The sequence below is a fragment of the Streptomyces griseoviridis genome (assembly GCF_005222485.1).
GTDB lineage: Bacteria > Actinomycetota > Actinomycetes > Streptomycetales > Streptomycetaceae > Streptomyces > Streptomyces hintoniae.
In genome coordinates this window covers 5,664,864-5,677,964 of sequence record NZ_CP029078.1, presented here as the reverse complement: position 1 = coordinate 5,677,964, position 13,101 = coordinate 5,664,864, and the positions used below count along the sequence as shown (strand labels likewise).

General features: G+C 71.6%; 14 protein-coding genes. 1 reads left to right on the top strand and 13 read right to left on the bottom strand.

All coding sequences use genetic code 11. From position 1 onward, the window contains the following. Positions 1-62 precede the first annotated feature (62 nt). The 5 genes from DDJ31_RS24655 to DDJ31_RS24635 all read right to left on the bottom strand — a co-directional run bounded on the left by DDJ31_RS24655 (position 63) and on the right by DDJ31_RS24635 (position 5,330). Entirely contained in the window at positions 63-836 is a 774-nt protein-coding gene (locus DDJ31_RS24655; RefSeq protein WP_127178196.1) for an isoprenyl transferase, read from the bottom strand. An 835-nt stretch (positions 837-1,671) separates the two neighbouring features. After that, positions 1,672-2,634, bottom strand: coding sequence for a methyltransferase domain-containing protein (locus DDJ31_RS24650; protein WP_240678086.1), 963 nt, complete (start codon positions 2,632-2,634; stop codon positions 1,672-1,674). 117 nt (positions 2,635-2,751) lie between these two features. Beyond that, a complete protein-coding gene (locus DDJ31_RS24645) occupies positions 2,752-3,627 on the bottom strand; it encodes an LLM class flavin-dependent oxidoreductase (RefSeq protein WP_127178197.1) in 876 nt (291 codons plus the stop codon). Positions 3,628-3,678: 51 nt separating this feature from the next. Beyond that, entirely contained in the window at positions 3,679-4,716 is a 1,038-nt protein-coding gene (locus tag DDJ31_RS24640) for a hypothetical protein (protein ID WP_127178198.1), read from the bottom strand. Beyond that, the gene (locus DDJ31_RS24635) at positions 4,704-5,330 is read right to left on the bottom strand and encodes a hypothetical protein (protein ID WP_240678087.1); all 627 of its coding nucleotides are present in this window, start codon (positions 5,328-5,330) and stop codon (positions 4,704-4,706) included. The genes DDJ31_RS24640 and DDJ31_RS24635 overlap by 13 nt, the downstream gene beginning before the upstream one ends. Before the next feature lie 264 nt (positions 5,331-5,594). Between DDJ31_RS24635 and DDJ31_RS24630 the strand changes: the two genes are divergently transcribed. Next, positions 5,595-5,972, top strand: coding sequence for a DUF192 domain-containing protein (locus tag DDJ31_RS24630; RefSeq protein WP_127178200.1), 378 nt, complete (start codon positions 5,595-5,597; stop codon positions 5,970-5,972). Between the two features lie 111 nt (positions 5,973-6,083). On the opposite strand, the gene DDJ31_RS24625 is transcribed toward DDJ31_RS24630, so the two are convergent. The 8 genes from DDJ31_RS24625 to DDJ31_RS24590 all read right to left on the bottom strand — a co-directional run bounded on the left by DDJ31_RS24625 (position 6,084) and on the right by DDJ31_RS24590 (position 13,098). After that, entirely contained in the window at positions 6,084-6,731 is a 648-nt protein-coding gene (locus DDJ31_RS24625; RefSeq protein WP_127178201.1) for an OmpA family protein, read from the bottom strand. A 7-nt stretch (positions 6,732-6,738) separates the two neighbouring features. After that, on the bottom strand, positions 6,739-7,317 hold the full coding sequence (locus tag DDJ31_RS24620; RefSeq protein ID WP_127178202.1) for a hypothetical protein: 579 nt from the start codon (positions 7,315-7,317) through the stop codon (positions 6,739-6,741). Positions 7,318-7,355: 38 nt separating this feature from the next. Next, the gene (locus DDJ31_RS24615; RefSeq protein ID WP_127178203.1) at positions 7,356-7,979 is read right to left on the bottom strand and encodes a pilus assembly protein TadG-related protein; all 624 of its coding nucleotides are present in this window, start codon (positions 7,977-7,979) and stop codon (positions 7,356-7,358) included. After that, positions 7,979-8,176: a Flp family type IVb pilin gene (locus DDJ31_RS24610; RefSeq protein WP_127178204.1), complete on the bottom strand. Its 198-nt coding sequence runs from the start codon at positions 8,174-8,176 to the stop codon at positions 7,979-7,981. The genes DDJ31_RS24615 and DDJ31_RS24610 overlap by 1 nt, the downstream gene beginning before the upstream one ends. 235 nt (positions 8,177-8,411) lie before the next feature. Then, a complete protein-coding gene (locus DDJ31_RS24605) occupies positions 8,412-9,395 on the bottom strand; it encodes a response regulator transcription factor (protein WP_171480897.1) in 984 nt (327 codons plus the stop codon). A 42-nt stretch (positions 9,396-9,437) separates the two neighbouring features. After that, positions 9,438-10,658, bottom strand: a complete 1,221-nt coding sequence (locus tag DDJ31_RS24600; RefSeq protein WP_127182618.1) for a sensor histidine kinase — start codon at positions 10,656-10,658, stop codon at positions 9,438-9,440. A gap of 588 nt (positions 10,659-11,246) precedes the next feature. Then, positions 11,247-12,134, bottom strand: a complete 888-nt coding sequence (locus tag DDJ31_RS24595) for a DUF5936 domain-containing protein (protein WP_127178205.1) — start codon at positions 12,132-12,134, stop codon at positions 11,247-11,249. 19 nt (positions 12,135-12,153) lie between these two features. Beyond that, positions 12,154-13,098 (bottom strand): type II secretion system F family protein, encoded by a 945-nt coding sequence (locus tag DDJ31_RS24590; RefSeq protein WP_127178206.1) that lies wholly within the window; start codon positions 13,096-13,098, stop codon positions 12,154-12,156. Positions 13,099-13,101 lie beyond the last annotated feature (3 nt).

Below are 13,101 nucleotides of genomic sequence, written 5' to 3'. Positions count from 1 at the left end.
GGCGGCGTGCTGGTGAACTCCTTGTTACTTCCGCTGCCGAAGGGGTATACGGGGCGTTCCCGTCAGCCTCCGTAGCGGCGGTGTCGCGCCGCGTAGTCGCGCAGGGCGCGCAGGAAGTCGACCTTGCGGAAGGCCGGCCAGAAGACCTCACAGAAGTAGTACTCCGAGTGAGCGGTCTGCCACAGCATGAAACCGGACAGTCGCTGCTCGCCGCTGGTCCGGATCACCAGATCGGGGTCGGGCTGCGCCTTGGTGTAGAGGTGGCGGCCGATCATGTCGACGTCGACGGCGTCGGCGAGCTCCTCCATCGAGGTGCCCTTGTCGGCGGCGTCCTGGATCATGGAGCGCACGGCGTCGGCGATCTCCTGCCGGCCGCCGTAGCCGATGGCGACGTTGACGACTATGCCGTCGACGTGGGCGGTGGACTCCGCCGCCTCCTTCAGCGCGATCCGCATCTGGGCGGGCAGCCGGTCGGAGGTGCCGACGTGGTGCACGCGCCAGCGGCCGTCGGCGGCGAGGGTGCGCACGACGTCCTCGATGATGCCGAGGAGCGGGCCGAGTTCGTCCTGGGGCCGGTCGAAGTTGTCCGTCGACAGCAGCCAGAGCGTGACGACCTCGACGTCCGTCTCGGTGCACCAGCCGAGGAATTCCTCGATCTTCTCGGCGCCGACGCGGTGACCGTGCACCGTGCTCGAACCCGCGGCCTTCGCCCAGCGGCGGTTGCCGTCCATGATGACGCCGATGTGCTTGGGCACCTGAGCGTGGTCCAGGTGGCCTTCCACCCGGCGTGCGTACAGCCTGACCAACAGGCCACGCAGCTTGTCGCGCAGGTTCACGTGATTGTCAGCCCCTCCGTAGGGATCGGACAGGCGCGACCCGGGCTCGGCACTCGGCCGAGGGCGGGCCCTGTCCGTTGGCGGTCCGGGGTCTTCCGTACGACGGTTCCCCGGGGGCGAAGCCTACCCCCGCCGGGCGGCTGGACGGCCAACGGGCGACGGCGCCGGACGGGCGAGGCGGCCGGGGAGCGGCGGCGGCACCCGGGCAAGAAAAACGGGCCGGTCCGTGGGGGGGAGACGGACCGGCCCGAGGGGGGGTTTCCACCATAACCCTTCGTGAGGGAAGTCGCGCGCATCGGCGTGCCACAACTACTCTCCGGAATCGCGCGGCGACTCCCGAAGTGTTCAGGAGTGGCCTCCGCACGGCTTGCCCCTGGCCGAAACGCGGTGCATTTCCAGGGCAGTTGGGGGGAACCCATGGAGATCATGGGGGTCTGGTGCGGAATCCGCTCCGGGTGGCGATCCGGGCGCGGCATCCCCCACTCGGGTGACACGACGACACGCGGGGCCGGGCGGCGGGGACGGGGCGGAGCGGGCCGGGGCGGGGTCCGACTCGGCCTGGCTCCGGCCTTCGCGGGGGGCCGGGGCGCCGCGCGGCCCCCTCCACCGCGCGGTGCCGTCCGCGCGGCTTTGCTCACGCGAATTGCCTGGGAGTGAAGTTACGTCAGACACGCCGGGGAAGCGAGATCACCTCGATAACGATGCGGAAACTCCGGGGCGGCCTGCGCGTGCGAGGCGGAACGGGGTCCAGCGCGTCGCATGCGCATGCGAGGCGAACGGAGTCCAGCGCGTCGCGACGCGCCGCGGGAGCGCCGTCGGGCCCGGGGAACCGGCGTCAGGGCTTGCGCGCGTCGAAGAGGTGGCGGGTGCTGTGCGCGACGAACGGCCCGTCGGACTCGATCCGCGCGTGCAGGGCGCGCAGCCGCTCCTCGTACTCCGTCACGGTGAACCCGGGGACCATCCAGACGACCTTCCGCAGGAAATGGACGACGGCCCCGATGTCGTGGAACTCCATCCGCAGTCGCTCGGCCCGCAGCTCGACGACGTCGAGACCGGCCGCCTCGGCGTCGGCCCGCTCCCGGTCGGGGTGGCGGGCGGAGCGGACGGCGTCGGGCTGCGGGCCGAGGAAGAACTCCACCAGCTCGAAGACGCTGGCCGGCCCGACGTGCTGCGCGAAGTAACGGCCGCCGGGACGCAGCACCCGGGCGATCTCGTCCCAGTGCGGGCGCACCGGATGCCGGCTCACGACCAGGTCGAACGCCCCGTCGGCGAACGGCAGCGGGGCGTCCTCCGGGGAGGCGACGACGGCGACCCCGAGCGGCCCGAGCAGCCGGGTGGCCCGCCGGACGTTCGGACCCCAGCCCTCGGTGGCGACGACGAGGGCGGGGGCGGGGGCGGCAAGGGTGGAGGGGGTGCGCGGGGCGGTCGGGCCGGGGGCGGAGGGGACGGGGTTCGGTGCGGGCGCGGTGGTGGGGGTGGCGGTCGGGCCGGGGGCGGCGGTGTGCGTAAGTGCTTCGGCGAGGACCTCCCCTCCCCCGGTCTGCACGTCGAGCACGGCGTCGGCGCGGGCGAGCCGCCCGGCCATGGCCCTGGCGTAACCCCAGGAGGGCCGGGCCTCGGCGGCCCGCCCCTCGAACCAGGAGAAGTCCCAGCCGTCGGTGGGAACGGCGGCGCCTTCGGTGACGAGGTCGTCGAAGGAACGGGGAGCGCGACGAGGGGTGCGGGCGGGAGTGCGGGCGGAGGCTGAGCCGTCGTCGCCGGGCGACTCGGACCCGCCGTTGTGAACCATGGGACCCATGAGCCCCATGAGATCCGCCGAGGCCACGACGGACAACCGGATTTCGCGGCGGGAGGCCGGGGCCAGGGGTGAGGGCGGGGGTCCCGGGGCTCGGTCGCGTCCCGGGACCCCTCGCGGTCACGGCAGCAGCGGCCTGACCTGCTCCGCGGCGAAACGGACGAAACCCTCGGGGTCGGGTTCGTCCCCCGTCGACTGGAGGACGACGGTGTCGGCGCCGGCGTCCGCGAGCCGCTGGACGGCCTTGGCGACGGCGTCCGCGTCCCCGGCGACCCCGAGGTCGGGGACCGATGCGAGTCCCTCGGCCGCCAGTTCGGTCCGCAGCCGGGCGGCGGCGTCGGGACCGGTCGCGGCGAGCAGGTAGACGACGACCTCGTGCGGGTCGGCGGCCCGTCCCGCCGACGTGCGCCCCTCGTCGATGAGCAGCCGTGCCGCGCGGACGCCGTCCGGGGACGTCGACGAGGTGAGGACGGTGCCGTCGGCCGCCTCACCGGCCAGCCGCAGCGAACGGGGCCCGGTGGCGCCGGCGAGGACGGGGACCGCGGCGGCGGGCGGCCAGTCGAGCGCGACGTCGTCGAGGCGCACGTACCGGCCGTCGCGGGTGAGCCGCTCACCGGCCAACAGGGCGCGCAGCGCGCCGAGATGCTCCCGCAGCAGGGTGACGGGGGACTCGACGCGCGCGCCGACCTGCCCCATCCAGTCCTGGACGCCGTGGCCGACGGCGAGGATCGGGCGCCCGGGGAACATCCGGTGCAGGGAGGCGGCCTCCATGGCGGTGAGGGCGACGTTGCGCAACGGCACCGGGAGCAGTCCCACGCCGATCCTGACCCGCTCGGTCCAGGCGAGGGCCGCGGCGGCGGTGGAGATGCCGCCCTCGCGGAAGCAGTCCTCCCACAGCCAGAGCTGGTCGAGTCCTGACTCGTCGGCCAGCCGGACGACGGAACGGAGTCTTTCGGGGGGCAGTTGAGGGCGGAACACGGCGCCGAGTCCAGTCATGGGGGTGTCCCTACCCGGCGGGCCGGGTTCCTACCGCGCCGCGGGTCCCGCTCAGCGGTTGACCGCCTGGATCTCCTGCACGACGACGTCCTGGGTGGCGCCGAAGGTCCCGTCGGGCAGGTCGCCGCCCGCTCCGCCGGTGCCGGTCCAGTGGATCTTCCAGGTGACGGTGGCCCGGAGGGGGAAGGAACCGTCGCCCGAGGAGCGCAGGTACTTCACCCCGCAGGGCGGGGTCCGGGACGCCTTGCCCTTGGCGTAGGGCTCGCCGATGTGGCCGTTGCGCAACCCGCACACGCCGGACGCGGGATACGTCTGGGCGTCGCCCGTACCCGGGTCGATCTTCACGGAGACCGGCTCCGCGGTCGTCGTGGCCGTGATGCCGAGCAACGGCACACTCGCCGTGACCGACACCGGCTTGAACTGCGCACCGTCCAGCCACGTCCAGGTCGGCAGGTTCACCTTGGTGGCGTTCTGCGGTGCGATGTCGACCTGAGTGGACGGGACGCGGATCTCGGCGTAGGCGAGTTGGGCGAGCATCTGCGGGGTGATGGCCTGCGGGATGTCGGCGGGCGGGTCGTCGTTGGTGTCGACCCAGAAGATGCGTTTGTCGCACTCGGTCGCCCCGGGGTCGCCCTCTCGGCCCGGTGTGACGTAGGAGTCCCACCAGTAGCCGTCGCCCGCTTTGTCCTTGTTGAAGTCCTTGTACGGCTTGCCGTTCACGTAGCGGTCACGCTGTTCGGCATCCCACTCGTAGCCGGTCGAGCCGGCTTCCCAGATCGGTGTCAGATACTTCTCGAGCTGGCCGGGGGAGTATTTGGGGGCGTAATAGCAGGCGGGCGGCGTCCAGGTCGACGCGGAGGTGACCGCGCCCGCTTTCGGACCCGAGCCGTTTCGGGACCGGTCGAAGACCACGGCGCCCGCGGTCGCACTGATCTTGTCGTCGGCGGCGTCGCCCTTCACCGGAGTCTCGGTGGGCTGGCCCACGCCGCCGGGTACGTTGTCGGCCCAGACCGGGGAGCTGGAGGCAACCACCAAGGCACCCGCCAGAAGAAGTGCGGAGCACCGTGAGATTCCGGCTACGGCTGGCATCGTGCGGCTCCCCTCGTGGCGATGACCTGGGAGGTCTGCCAGACTCCATCCGGGTTCTTGTCCAGCCTGGTGTTGTAGAGGACGTAGCTGTTCTTGGTGACCGGTGTCTTCGCGACCTTGCCGGTCGTCTTGTCCTTGCTGAAGCCCTTGCTCTCGTCCGCGCAGAAGATGACAACCGCCGACGTCTTGCCCTTGAGCGTCACCTCGCGGTCGTAATAGCGCGTTTCACCGGTCAGTGTGGCGTTGGCCTTCTTCCACTGGGCCACCCAGGACAGCGCCGACTCCAGCGCCTTACCGGTGTTGTAGTAGGCGAGAGCCTCACCCTTGGGGTCCGTCCCGGTGATCGCGGCGTCGATCGCTCCCATGCGGTCCGCGCTGTCGGCGAGGACGGCGTCCTTCACCGTGTCACCGGTCTTCCCGCCCTCGAAGACCCGCTTGACGTCCGACGGCAGCTCGATCTTCGGTCGCCCTGAGACCGCGGACGGCGACGTCTCCGGCGACGCCGACGTCTCCTTGTCGGTCTGGGCGCCCGCGATCTTCCCGTTGGAGTCGCCGGCCTTGTCGTCGTTGTCGTTTCCGCATGCAGACAGGCACAGGGCCGTGACGGTGGTCAAGGTGATCGCTGCTAGCACGGTAGGGCGGCGGTTCACTGTCGGCTCCTGGACGGGTCGGAATTCTCGCAAGCGAAGTAACGCTATCCAGCGGCGTGCGGTGGCACCAGGGTGATGCTTGACTACGGATGGAGCGTATGAGTCCAAAACGGCCACCCCTGGTTCCCACCACGGGGTCACGGTTGCGTCACGTGCGGTCGCCGGACGGGGTGAACGGCCGGGCGCGAGCCGATACGTTCGCCCCCGGACGACCGTGGGAGGTTCGGGATGGGGCGTCGATGGCGTGACGGGCGCGGGACGTTGGTCGTACCCGAACCGGGCGGCACCGCCGTCCCGTTGGAGCTGGCGACCTCGTACCGGGCCCGCATCAAGGGGCTGTTGGGACGCGACTCGATCGACGGCGCGATGCTGCTGTCGCCGGCCGGCAGTGTGCACACGTTCCGGATGCGCATGCCCATCGATGTCGCCTACCTCGACCGGACGTTGCGGGTCGTCGCCGTGCGGACCATGAAGCCGGGCCGGTTGGGGATGCCCCGGCTGCGCTCACGGCATGTGCTGGAGGCCGAGGCCGGGGCGATGGCGGGGTGGGGGCTCCGGGCGGGGGTCCGGGTCGAGGTGCTTGTGGCGGGTGAGGGGCGTCCGTAGCGGGAGGGGCGGGGCCCGTAGGTGCCGTCAGGCGCCAGGCATCCCTTGAGCGCCCGCACGGCCCCCTGCCGTCAGCCGCCACGGGGCGGCAGGCAGGGGGCCGGTGCGGCGTCAGCTGTCCGTGCGGGGGAAGGACACCTCGACCCGGCGGTTCTTCTTGCGGCCCGCCTCCGTCGAGTTGTCGGCGATCGGGTACTGCTCGCCGTAGCCGCGGACCTCGAAGGTGACGTCGGGGTTGTTCAACTCCTGTGCCAGGACGTCCTGTACGGCGTTGGCGCGCTGCCGGGACAGGACGTCGCCGTGGGCGGAGGAGCCGAGGTTGTCGGTGAAACCGAAGACGCGGATCTTCGTGGCGTTCTGGTTCTTGATCTCGTCGGCGATCCCGGAGATCCGGGACTTCGCCTCGCCGCTGAGCTTCGCGCTGTCCTTGCTGAAGAGCACCTCGGCCTGAAGGGCGAACTTGACGTCCGAGTTGGTGTCCTCGCGGCGTTCGTCGCCGCTCTGGTCCTCCACGACGGACTTGATGTCGAGGACCTTCGGGTCGGCGAGGGTGGCGCCTTCGGGGAGCTTCAGGTCGGGGTCGTTGGGGTCGACCTTGACGGGCGCGGCGGCGTTGGCCTCGGTGCCGGGCGGAACGCTGGGGTTGTCGTCGGCGCGGGCGGTGGTGGCGCCGAGGAGGTTGGCGGCGAGCAGGACGGAGGCCGCCGTGAGGGTCAGCGCGAGGCTCGGTGTCCTGGTTCGGGTTCGGGTGTGGATCATCGTCGCCTCACCCGGAGATCTTGATGGTCGCGGCGGCGAACGTCGGCAGTTGGAAGGTGACATCGGTGGTGTCGGTCGGCGGCGCCGGGAACTGCATGAAGACCGGAATGGAGTCGCCCGCCTTGATCCGGGGCATACCGGTCGTCGTCAGCGGGCGGCCGTCCGTGTCACGCAGCACGTAGTAGCGCTTCTTCCCCTCGGGGTCCACGAGAGTCGCCCCGCCCAACGACGAACCGTGCCTGATGATCTCGGTCTCGTCACCCGCGGCCCGCACCGACAGCCGGACCGGCTGGGCGCCGTCGTTCTTCAGCTCACCGCTGACGGTGACGAAGCCGCCGGCGTCCCTCCTGGCCGAGGTGATCTGGAGGAGCAGGCCGTCCTCGCCCTTCAGCTCCGCCAGAGTCTCGTCGGTACCTTCCTGCGCGCTCGGTCCCGACCCGCCGTTCGAGGAAGCCGAGGTGGAGGCGTTCGGCTTCTTCGCGTCGTCCCCTCCCCCGCCGCAGCCGGTCACGCCGACGGCCAGTCCGGCCGCAACGGTCAACGCGACCATCCCCCTGCGGGCCTTCCCAGTGAACCGAATGCTCATGACTCCGCTCGCTTCCTTCTTCACTCATCGTTCGCTTGTCAGTCGGCCAGGTGGACGTCGAAGAGGTCCTTGGGCTCCGGGAGACGGGTGAGGTCGTCCGGGTCCAGGTCCCAGTTCCTGTCCTTGCAGGTGAGCTTCGGCAACACGGTGTCGGCGGGGTCACCCGGGTCACCGGCGTCGCCGCCGCCCTCGATGGGCGGCTCGAACGTGCAGAGCGGCTCGATCACGGCCTTGGCCGACGCCTTGGCGTAGGTGTCCTCCGTGCCGGGAACGATGGTGTCGCCGACGGGGTCGTTCGTCTGGACCTGAACTGTGTAGCTCAGATCCACCAACCGCGGGGCGCAATCGAGGACATGCGAGCTGTTGTCCTCCGCGAGCTGGTATGCGCGTGGGCACCCGTCCAGGACGGCGGCGTCACCGTCGAGGAGGTCCCCCCACTTCGTGGGGTCGAGGATCGTGTCCACCCACTCACCGGCGAGCCGGTCCCGGGTCTCCTGGGCCGCCGCGAGAGCGGCCGCGTCGGCTGCCGTCTGGGCACCGTTGCGAGTCGCAGCGGCCTGGCCGACCGCGAGGTACGCGAACGCGAGAAAGAGCAGGCCCCCCACCACCGTGATGTAGATGGGGAAGGCCTGCCCTGCGTCGTCGTAGCGACGAACGCGCATCAGCCGCCGGTGACCTGGTCGATCTGATCCACGATGGCGTCGTAGATCGACTGCCCGATGTCCGTCCCCGTGATCGCCAGCACGATCGCCACGACCACCGCGATGATCCCGAGGTACTCGACCGCCGTCTGCCCCTTGTCGTTGCGGGACGCGCGGGTCTTGAGGTACGAAACCGTGCTGTTGACCCAGTAGCTCATGGTGTTCCCCTCCGGTGCCGGTCGACCGCTGGCGGGTCGGCTCGCAAGTCTCCGTGTCGCCCGCGTGACCGGCTTCCTCCCGGCCGGTGCCACCGTCGACACCAGAAACGTACGCCGGATTTCGCTGTGCGCCAGAGGGCCCCAGGGCCCAAACGCGGGCCCAAGCCGGGACCCGGCCCCGGATCTCGGCCCGCCGCTCCCCGCCGCTCGCCTCACTCGATCGGGTCATCGCCGGTCACCCCTGGTCCCATGCGGTGCCGAGCCACTTGGCGGCGGCCTCGGAGCGGCTGGTGCTGTGGAGCTTCGCGAAGATGCGGTTGATGTGGTTCTTGACCGTCTTCTCGCTGATGAAGCACGTGGCGGCGATCTGCTGGTTGTTCATGCCGGACGCGATGAGGTCCATGATCTCCGCCTCCCTCGCACTGAGTGGGAACCTCGACCTGTCGGGGACGGCCGCACGACCGCCCGGCCATCCCGCTGACGACGACTGTCCCACATTTGATTGCAATCGCGAAAGGAGATGAGGGGAAATCGCGGAGAGTTCCTGCGGCCAGCCGACTTCATCCGCAGGTGAGGCTGGTTGCTCTCGCGAAGAAATCGACCCCTGGGCAAGGTTGCCGTCGGACGCCTCGGCGCCGCCCAGGCCCTCCGGCAGCCCCGCACCCTCCCGTCCCGCGCCCTCCCGTCCCGCGCCCCGGTCGGCGTCCTGGCGCACCTGGGCCAGCAGTGCCCCCGCCGCCGTCCGCGTGAAGTGCGCCCCGCCGTGGTTGGTGTCCCGCACCGCGGTGATCAGTTGGTCCGCCGTGAACTCCCCGTGGACCAGGTAGCCGCCCGCTCCCCTGCGCAGGGACTCGCGGACGATCTCCGACTCCCTGCTGTACGTCAGCATCACCACCGGCGCGATCCGCACCAGGTACGGCAGCGCCGAGATGCCGTCGACGCCCGGCATCCTGACGTCCAACAGCACCACGTCCGGGCGGAGTTCGCGCGCCGCCTCGCACGCCTCACGCCCGTCAGCCGCCTCCGCGACGACCACGATGTCGGGGCGGCCCGAGAGCAGCGCCGTGAGGCCCGCGCGGACCACCGGGTTGTCGTCGGCGACCACGACGCGCAGCGGCGCGGCGGGCGGGGCCGGTGCGGTCGGCGGGAAGTCGTCGAACGGGCTCGGTGACGGCGGCGGCTGTGGGGCGCCGGTTGGGGGCGTGCTCGGCTCCGGCATCGGGCGGCCTCCTCTCTCTCGGGTCGTGGGGTCGGTCAACCGTCATACGCGGTGCGGGTGTTGTGTGTCGTGCTCCGGCTCCGTGGCCAGGGCCGCCAGCGGGAGGTCGAGGCGGACCTCCGTGCCGTGCGGGTGGTCGCCGCGGCCGATGCGGATGCGGGCGCCCACGGACGCGGCCCGCTCGACCATGCCGATCAGTCCGAAGTGGCCCGCTCTGCGCAGCTGTTCGAGGGTGGTGTCCTCGGGCAGGCCGCGTCCGTCGTCGTGGACGACGATCCGCAGCAGGTCGCCGTGGACCCCCGCCGCCACCTCGACCCGGGCCGGGCCCGCGTGCCGGTAGGCGTTCTCCATCGCCTCCGTCGCGATGGTCAGGAGCTGCCGGGCCACGGCGGGCGGCATCGGCGGCACCGCGTGGTCGCCGGTCGGGCGGTAGCTCGCGACGATGCCGGTGCGGGCCCTGAAGTCCCGTGTGCGGGCGGCCAGTTCGACCAGGACGTCGGTGGCGTGCCGCGGGTCGGCCTCCCGGCGCAGGTCGGCGAGGAGTTCACGGGACTCGGCGGCGGCCCTGCGGACCGAGCGGGCCACCAGCTCCGCCTGCTGCTTGACCAGCCGCGCGTCCACCCGGGTCGCGCCCGCCGAGCCCGCCAGGCCCTCCGCCGCCAGCGCCACACCGTGCAGGGTCTTCGCGACCGAGTCGTGCATCTCCCGTGCCAGCCTGGCCCGTTCGGCGCTGACCGCCTCGGTCACGGCGAGGCGGGCCTGCACGGCCGTCAGGGCCTCGGTTGCGGCGCCGAAGCGGAGCAGCAGGTTGCGCAGCGCCGAGCCGACCGCCCCGGCGATGACGCACAGGCCGGGCAGGATCAGCGTCTCCGACGGGGGCGCGTCGAGGCCGCGTCTGGTCGCGTGGACCAGGAGCAGGATCACGGACTGGAGCGACGCGAAGACGGCGGCGCCCCGCCAGCCGTAGACGATCCCGGCCAGCAGCGGGGTGCAGACGCTCACGTAGGCGATCGTGGTGTCCGGGCCCGCCGAGATCAGCAGCAGCGATCCGAAGAGGGTGTCCACCGCCAGCAGGACGGGGTGGCGCAGCAGGAGCGGGCCGAACCGTTCCCAGTCGCGGAGCAGGACGTAGGAGCCCATGAAGGTGACGACGACGGCCGCCCCGACCAGCCGGGTCGCCACTCCCGGTGAGGCGTTGATCAGCGCGGAGGGGGCCGCCAGCGCGATCATCGCCAGGCGGAACCCGAAGACCTGTCGGCACATGGCCTGGAGGGCGTTGATCTGGATCGGGATCGTCGGGGTCCTGGGCGCCTGGGTTCCCGACTGTCTGGTTCCCCACTGTCTGGTTCTGGACGCTCGAGTTCTCGACGACCCGGTTCTCGACGCCTGGGCGGGGGCCTCGGACGGAGGAGCCTCGGAGGGTGAGGAGTAGGGAGAGGGAGCGGGGGAGGTGGTGAGGGCGGGTGGCGCCGTCAGGGCCGGTCCCGCCCTCCTCGGTAACGGCGTGAAGACGGATATCTCCGCCGCCTCGCCGACCGCCCCACCGCCGCCCCCGCCCCTCGCCCCGCTCGTGCCCCGCGGGCCCGGCTGGGGCGGCATCGCGTTCATCGGTTCGGTCGGCCGGCCGCCCTCCGTGGGGCCCGTGGCGAGGCCGTCCGCGCGTTCCCAGCCCGGGGGCAGTGCCGGGGTCACCGAGGTGACCGGGATGTCCGGGGCTCCGGTGCGGGCGTGGGCCGGCAGGACCGTCCCCGCGGGGGGTGTGGTGATCTCCGTCGGCTTCCACGAGGTCCCGCGGCGTCGCAGCCGCCCGAGGCGTGGTCTCGTCGTGGGCATGTGCGTCACCGCCGTCGTCTACTTGCCAGTGATGGTGCCGAAGTCGGTGCCTGAGCCGAGGAGCAGTCCGGCGCCGAGCAGGATCATCGTGGCCGGGACCATGAACGTGGTGATCATCATGGTGGCCTTGGGTACCGCGCGGGCCGCCTTGCGGCGGGCGTTCTGGGCGTCCGTGCGGCGCATGTCCTTGGCGAGCGCGACGAGCGTGTCGACGATCGGCGCGCCCAGTTCCTCGCCCTGCTGGAGCGCGGTCACGAACATCGCGACCTGCTCGGAGTCGTTGCGGCGGCGCAGTTCCGCGAAGGCCTGCCTGCGGCTCATGCCGAGGTCCATCTGGCGCAGGGTGATGCGGAGTTCGTCGGCCCAGGGGCCCTCGTACTTGGAGGCGACCCGGTCCAGGGCCTGGCGGAAGCCGAGGCCGGCGCTGACGACGACCGCGAGGACGTCGAGGAAGTCGGGCAGGGTGCGTTCGATGACGTCCTTGCGGATGCGGATCGCCGACCAGATGCCGACCTCCGTCCAGAACGCGCCGAAGGCCAGCAGCACCACCGCGAGGAGGATGTTGCCCTTGAGGAGGAAGACCAGGAAGCCGGTTCCGCCGAGGAAGCCGTAGACGGCGCGGCGGGCCGCGTAGCGGTCGATCGTCAGGCCGCCGGGGTTGCCCGCGAGGTCGATCCTGCGGCGGTACCTGGCGACCGCCTTCGGGCCCATCATCCGTTGCACGGCGGGGGCGTAGCGCATGCCGAGGCGGTCGACGAGCGAGTCGACGGCGCCGGTGCGGGTGGCGCCGACCTCGAGGGCGAGCGCGAGGTCGCCGGGGAGTTTGGCGTCGGCGCGGTACATGCGGATGCCGGCGAAGGCGCCCCAGACGCCGAGGCCCATCGCGAGGGCGAGCAGCAGTGCCATGTGTCCTCCTTTCCGGTGCTCAGACGTCGATGCGGGACAGTCGGCGGATGAGGACGAAGCCGACCGCGTAGAGGCCGAAGGCGATGAGGACGGCGGCCTGGCCGACCGGGGAGCCGGTCATCCGGTCGAGGGCGCCGTCCTTGACGCCGTTCATGAGGAACAACGAGCCGATACCGAGGACGGGAACGGCGTACGAGGTCATGCTGACCTGGGAGAGCTGGGTGCGGACCTCGCGTCGGGTCTCCTTGCGTTCCTCCAGCGTCTCGGTGAGGTTGCGCAGCGCGCTGACCACCTGGCCGCCGGCCCGGCTGGAGAGCACCAACGTGGTGACGAGGACGACGAGTTCGCGGGACGGCAGCCGCTCGGCCAGCTCGCCCAGCGCGTCGTCCATGGCGGCGCCGACCGCCAACTGGTTGGCGACCTTGGCGAGTTCCTCGCCCGCCGGGGCCTCCAGTTCCTCCGCCGCCATGCCGATCGCGGTGCGCAGGGCAAGGCCCGCCTGGGTGGCGTTGGCCAGGATGCGGGAAAGTTCGGGGAGTTGGTTGATGAACCTCTCGATACGTTTCTGGCGCTGCCAGTTGAGGAACTGCACCGCCACCCAGATGCCGAGGAGTCCGGCGATGGGTCCGAAGAAGGGGGCGAGGGCGGCCTGGCCGACCAGCCAGAGGCCGGCCACGGTGGCGAGCATGTAGACGAAGAACTCGCCCGGTGTGACGTCGAGTCCGGTGGCGGCGAGCCGCAGTTCGAGCTTTCGGCCGACGCCGGTGCGGCGCAGCCTGCGGTCCAGGGTGCGGAAGCGGCGGCGCCTGCCGACGACCGGGATCTGGCCGGTGGCGGAGAGGCGGTCGACGAGGGCCTGGCGCTGCGCTCTGCCGGTGGCGTAGGCGTGCACGCCGAGCACGGCGAGGACGCAGGCGAGCAGGGTGACGCCGGTGGTGAGGGAGACGAGGGATCGCAGAGTCATGGG

Coding starts and splice junctions, on each gene's coding strand:
- DDJ31_RS24650 (WP_240678086.1), bottom strand. CDS start 2,634: ATGGGTCCCATGGTTCACAACGGCGGGTCCGAGTCGCCCGGCGACGAC.
- DDJ31_RS24645 (WP_127178197.1), bottom strand. CDS start 3,627: ATGACTGGACTCGGCGCCGTGTTCCGCCCTCAACTGCCCCCCGAAAGA.
- DDJ31_RS24640 (WP_127178198.1), bottom strand. CDS start 4,716: ATGCCAGCCGTAGCCGGAATCTCACGGTGCTCCGCACTTCTTCTGGCG.
- DDJ31_RS24630 (WP_127178200.1), top strand. CDS start 5,595: ATGGGGCGTCGATGGCGTGACGGGCGCGGGACGTTGGTCGTACCCGAA.
- DDJ31_RS24625 (WP_127178201.1), bottom strand. CDS start 6,731: ATGATCCACACCCGAACCCGAACCAGGACACCGAGCCTCGCGCTGACC.
- DDJ31_RS24620 (WP_127178202.1), bottom strand. CDS start 7,317: ATGAGCATTCGGTTCACTGGGAAGGCCCGCAGGGGGATGGTCGCGTTG.
- DDJ31_RS24615 (WP_127178203.1), bottom strand. CDS start 7,979: ATGCGCGTTCGTCGCTACGACGACGCAGGGCAGGCCTTCCCCATCTAC.
- DDJ31_RS24610 (WP_127178204.1), bottom strand. CDS start 8,176: ATGAGCTACTGGGTCAACAGCACGGTTTCGTACCTCAAGACCCGCGCG.
- DDJ31_RS24605 (WP_171480897.1), bottom strand. CDS start 9,395: ATGCCGGAGCCGAGCACGCCCCCAACCGGCGCCCCACAGCCGCCGCCG.
- DDJ31_RS24600 (WP_127182618.1), bottom strand. CDS start 10,658: ATGTGCCGACAGGTCTTCGGGTTCCGCCTGGCGATGATCGCGCTGGCG.
- DDJ31_RS24595 (WP_127178205.1), bottom strand. CDS start 12,134: ATGGCACTGCTGCTCGCCCTCGCGATGGGCCTCGGCGTCTGGGGCGCC.
- DDJ31_RS24590 (WP_127178206.1), bottom strand. CDS start 13,098: ATGACTCTGCGATCCCTCGTCTCCCTCACCACCGGCGTCACCCTGCTC.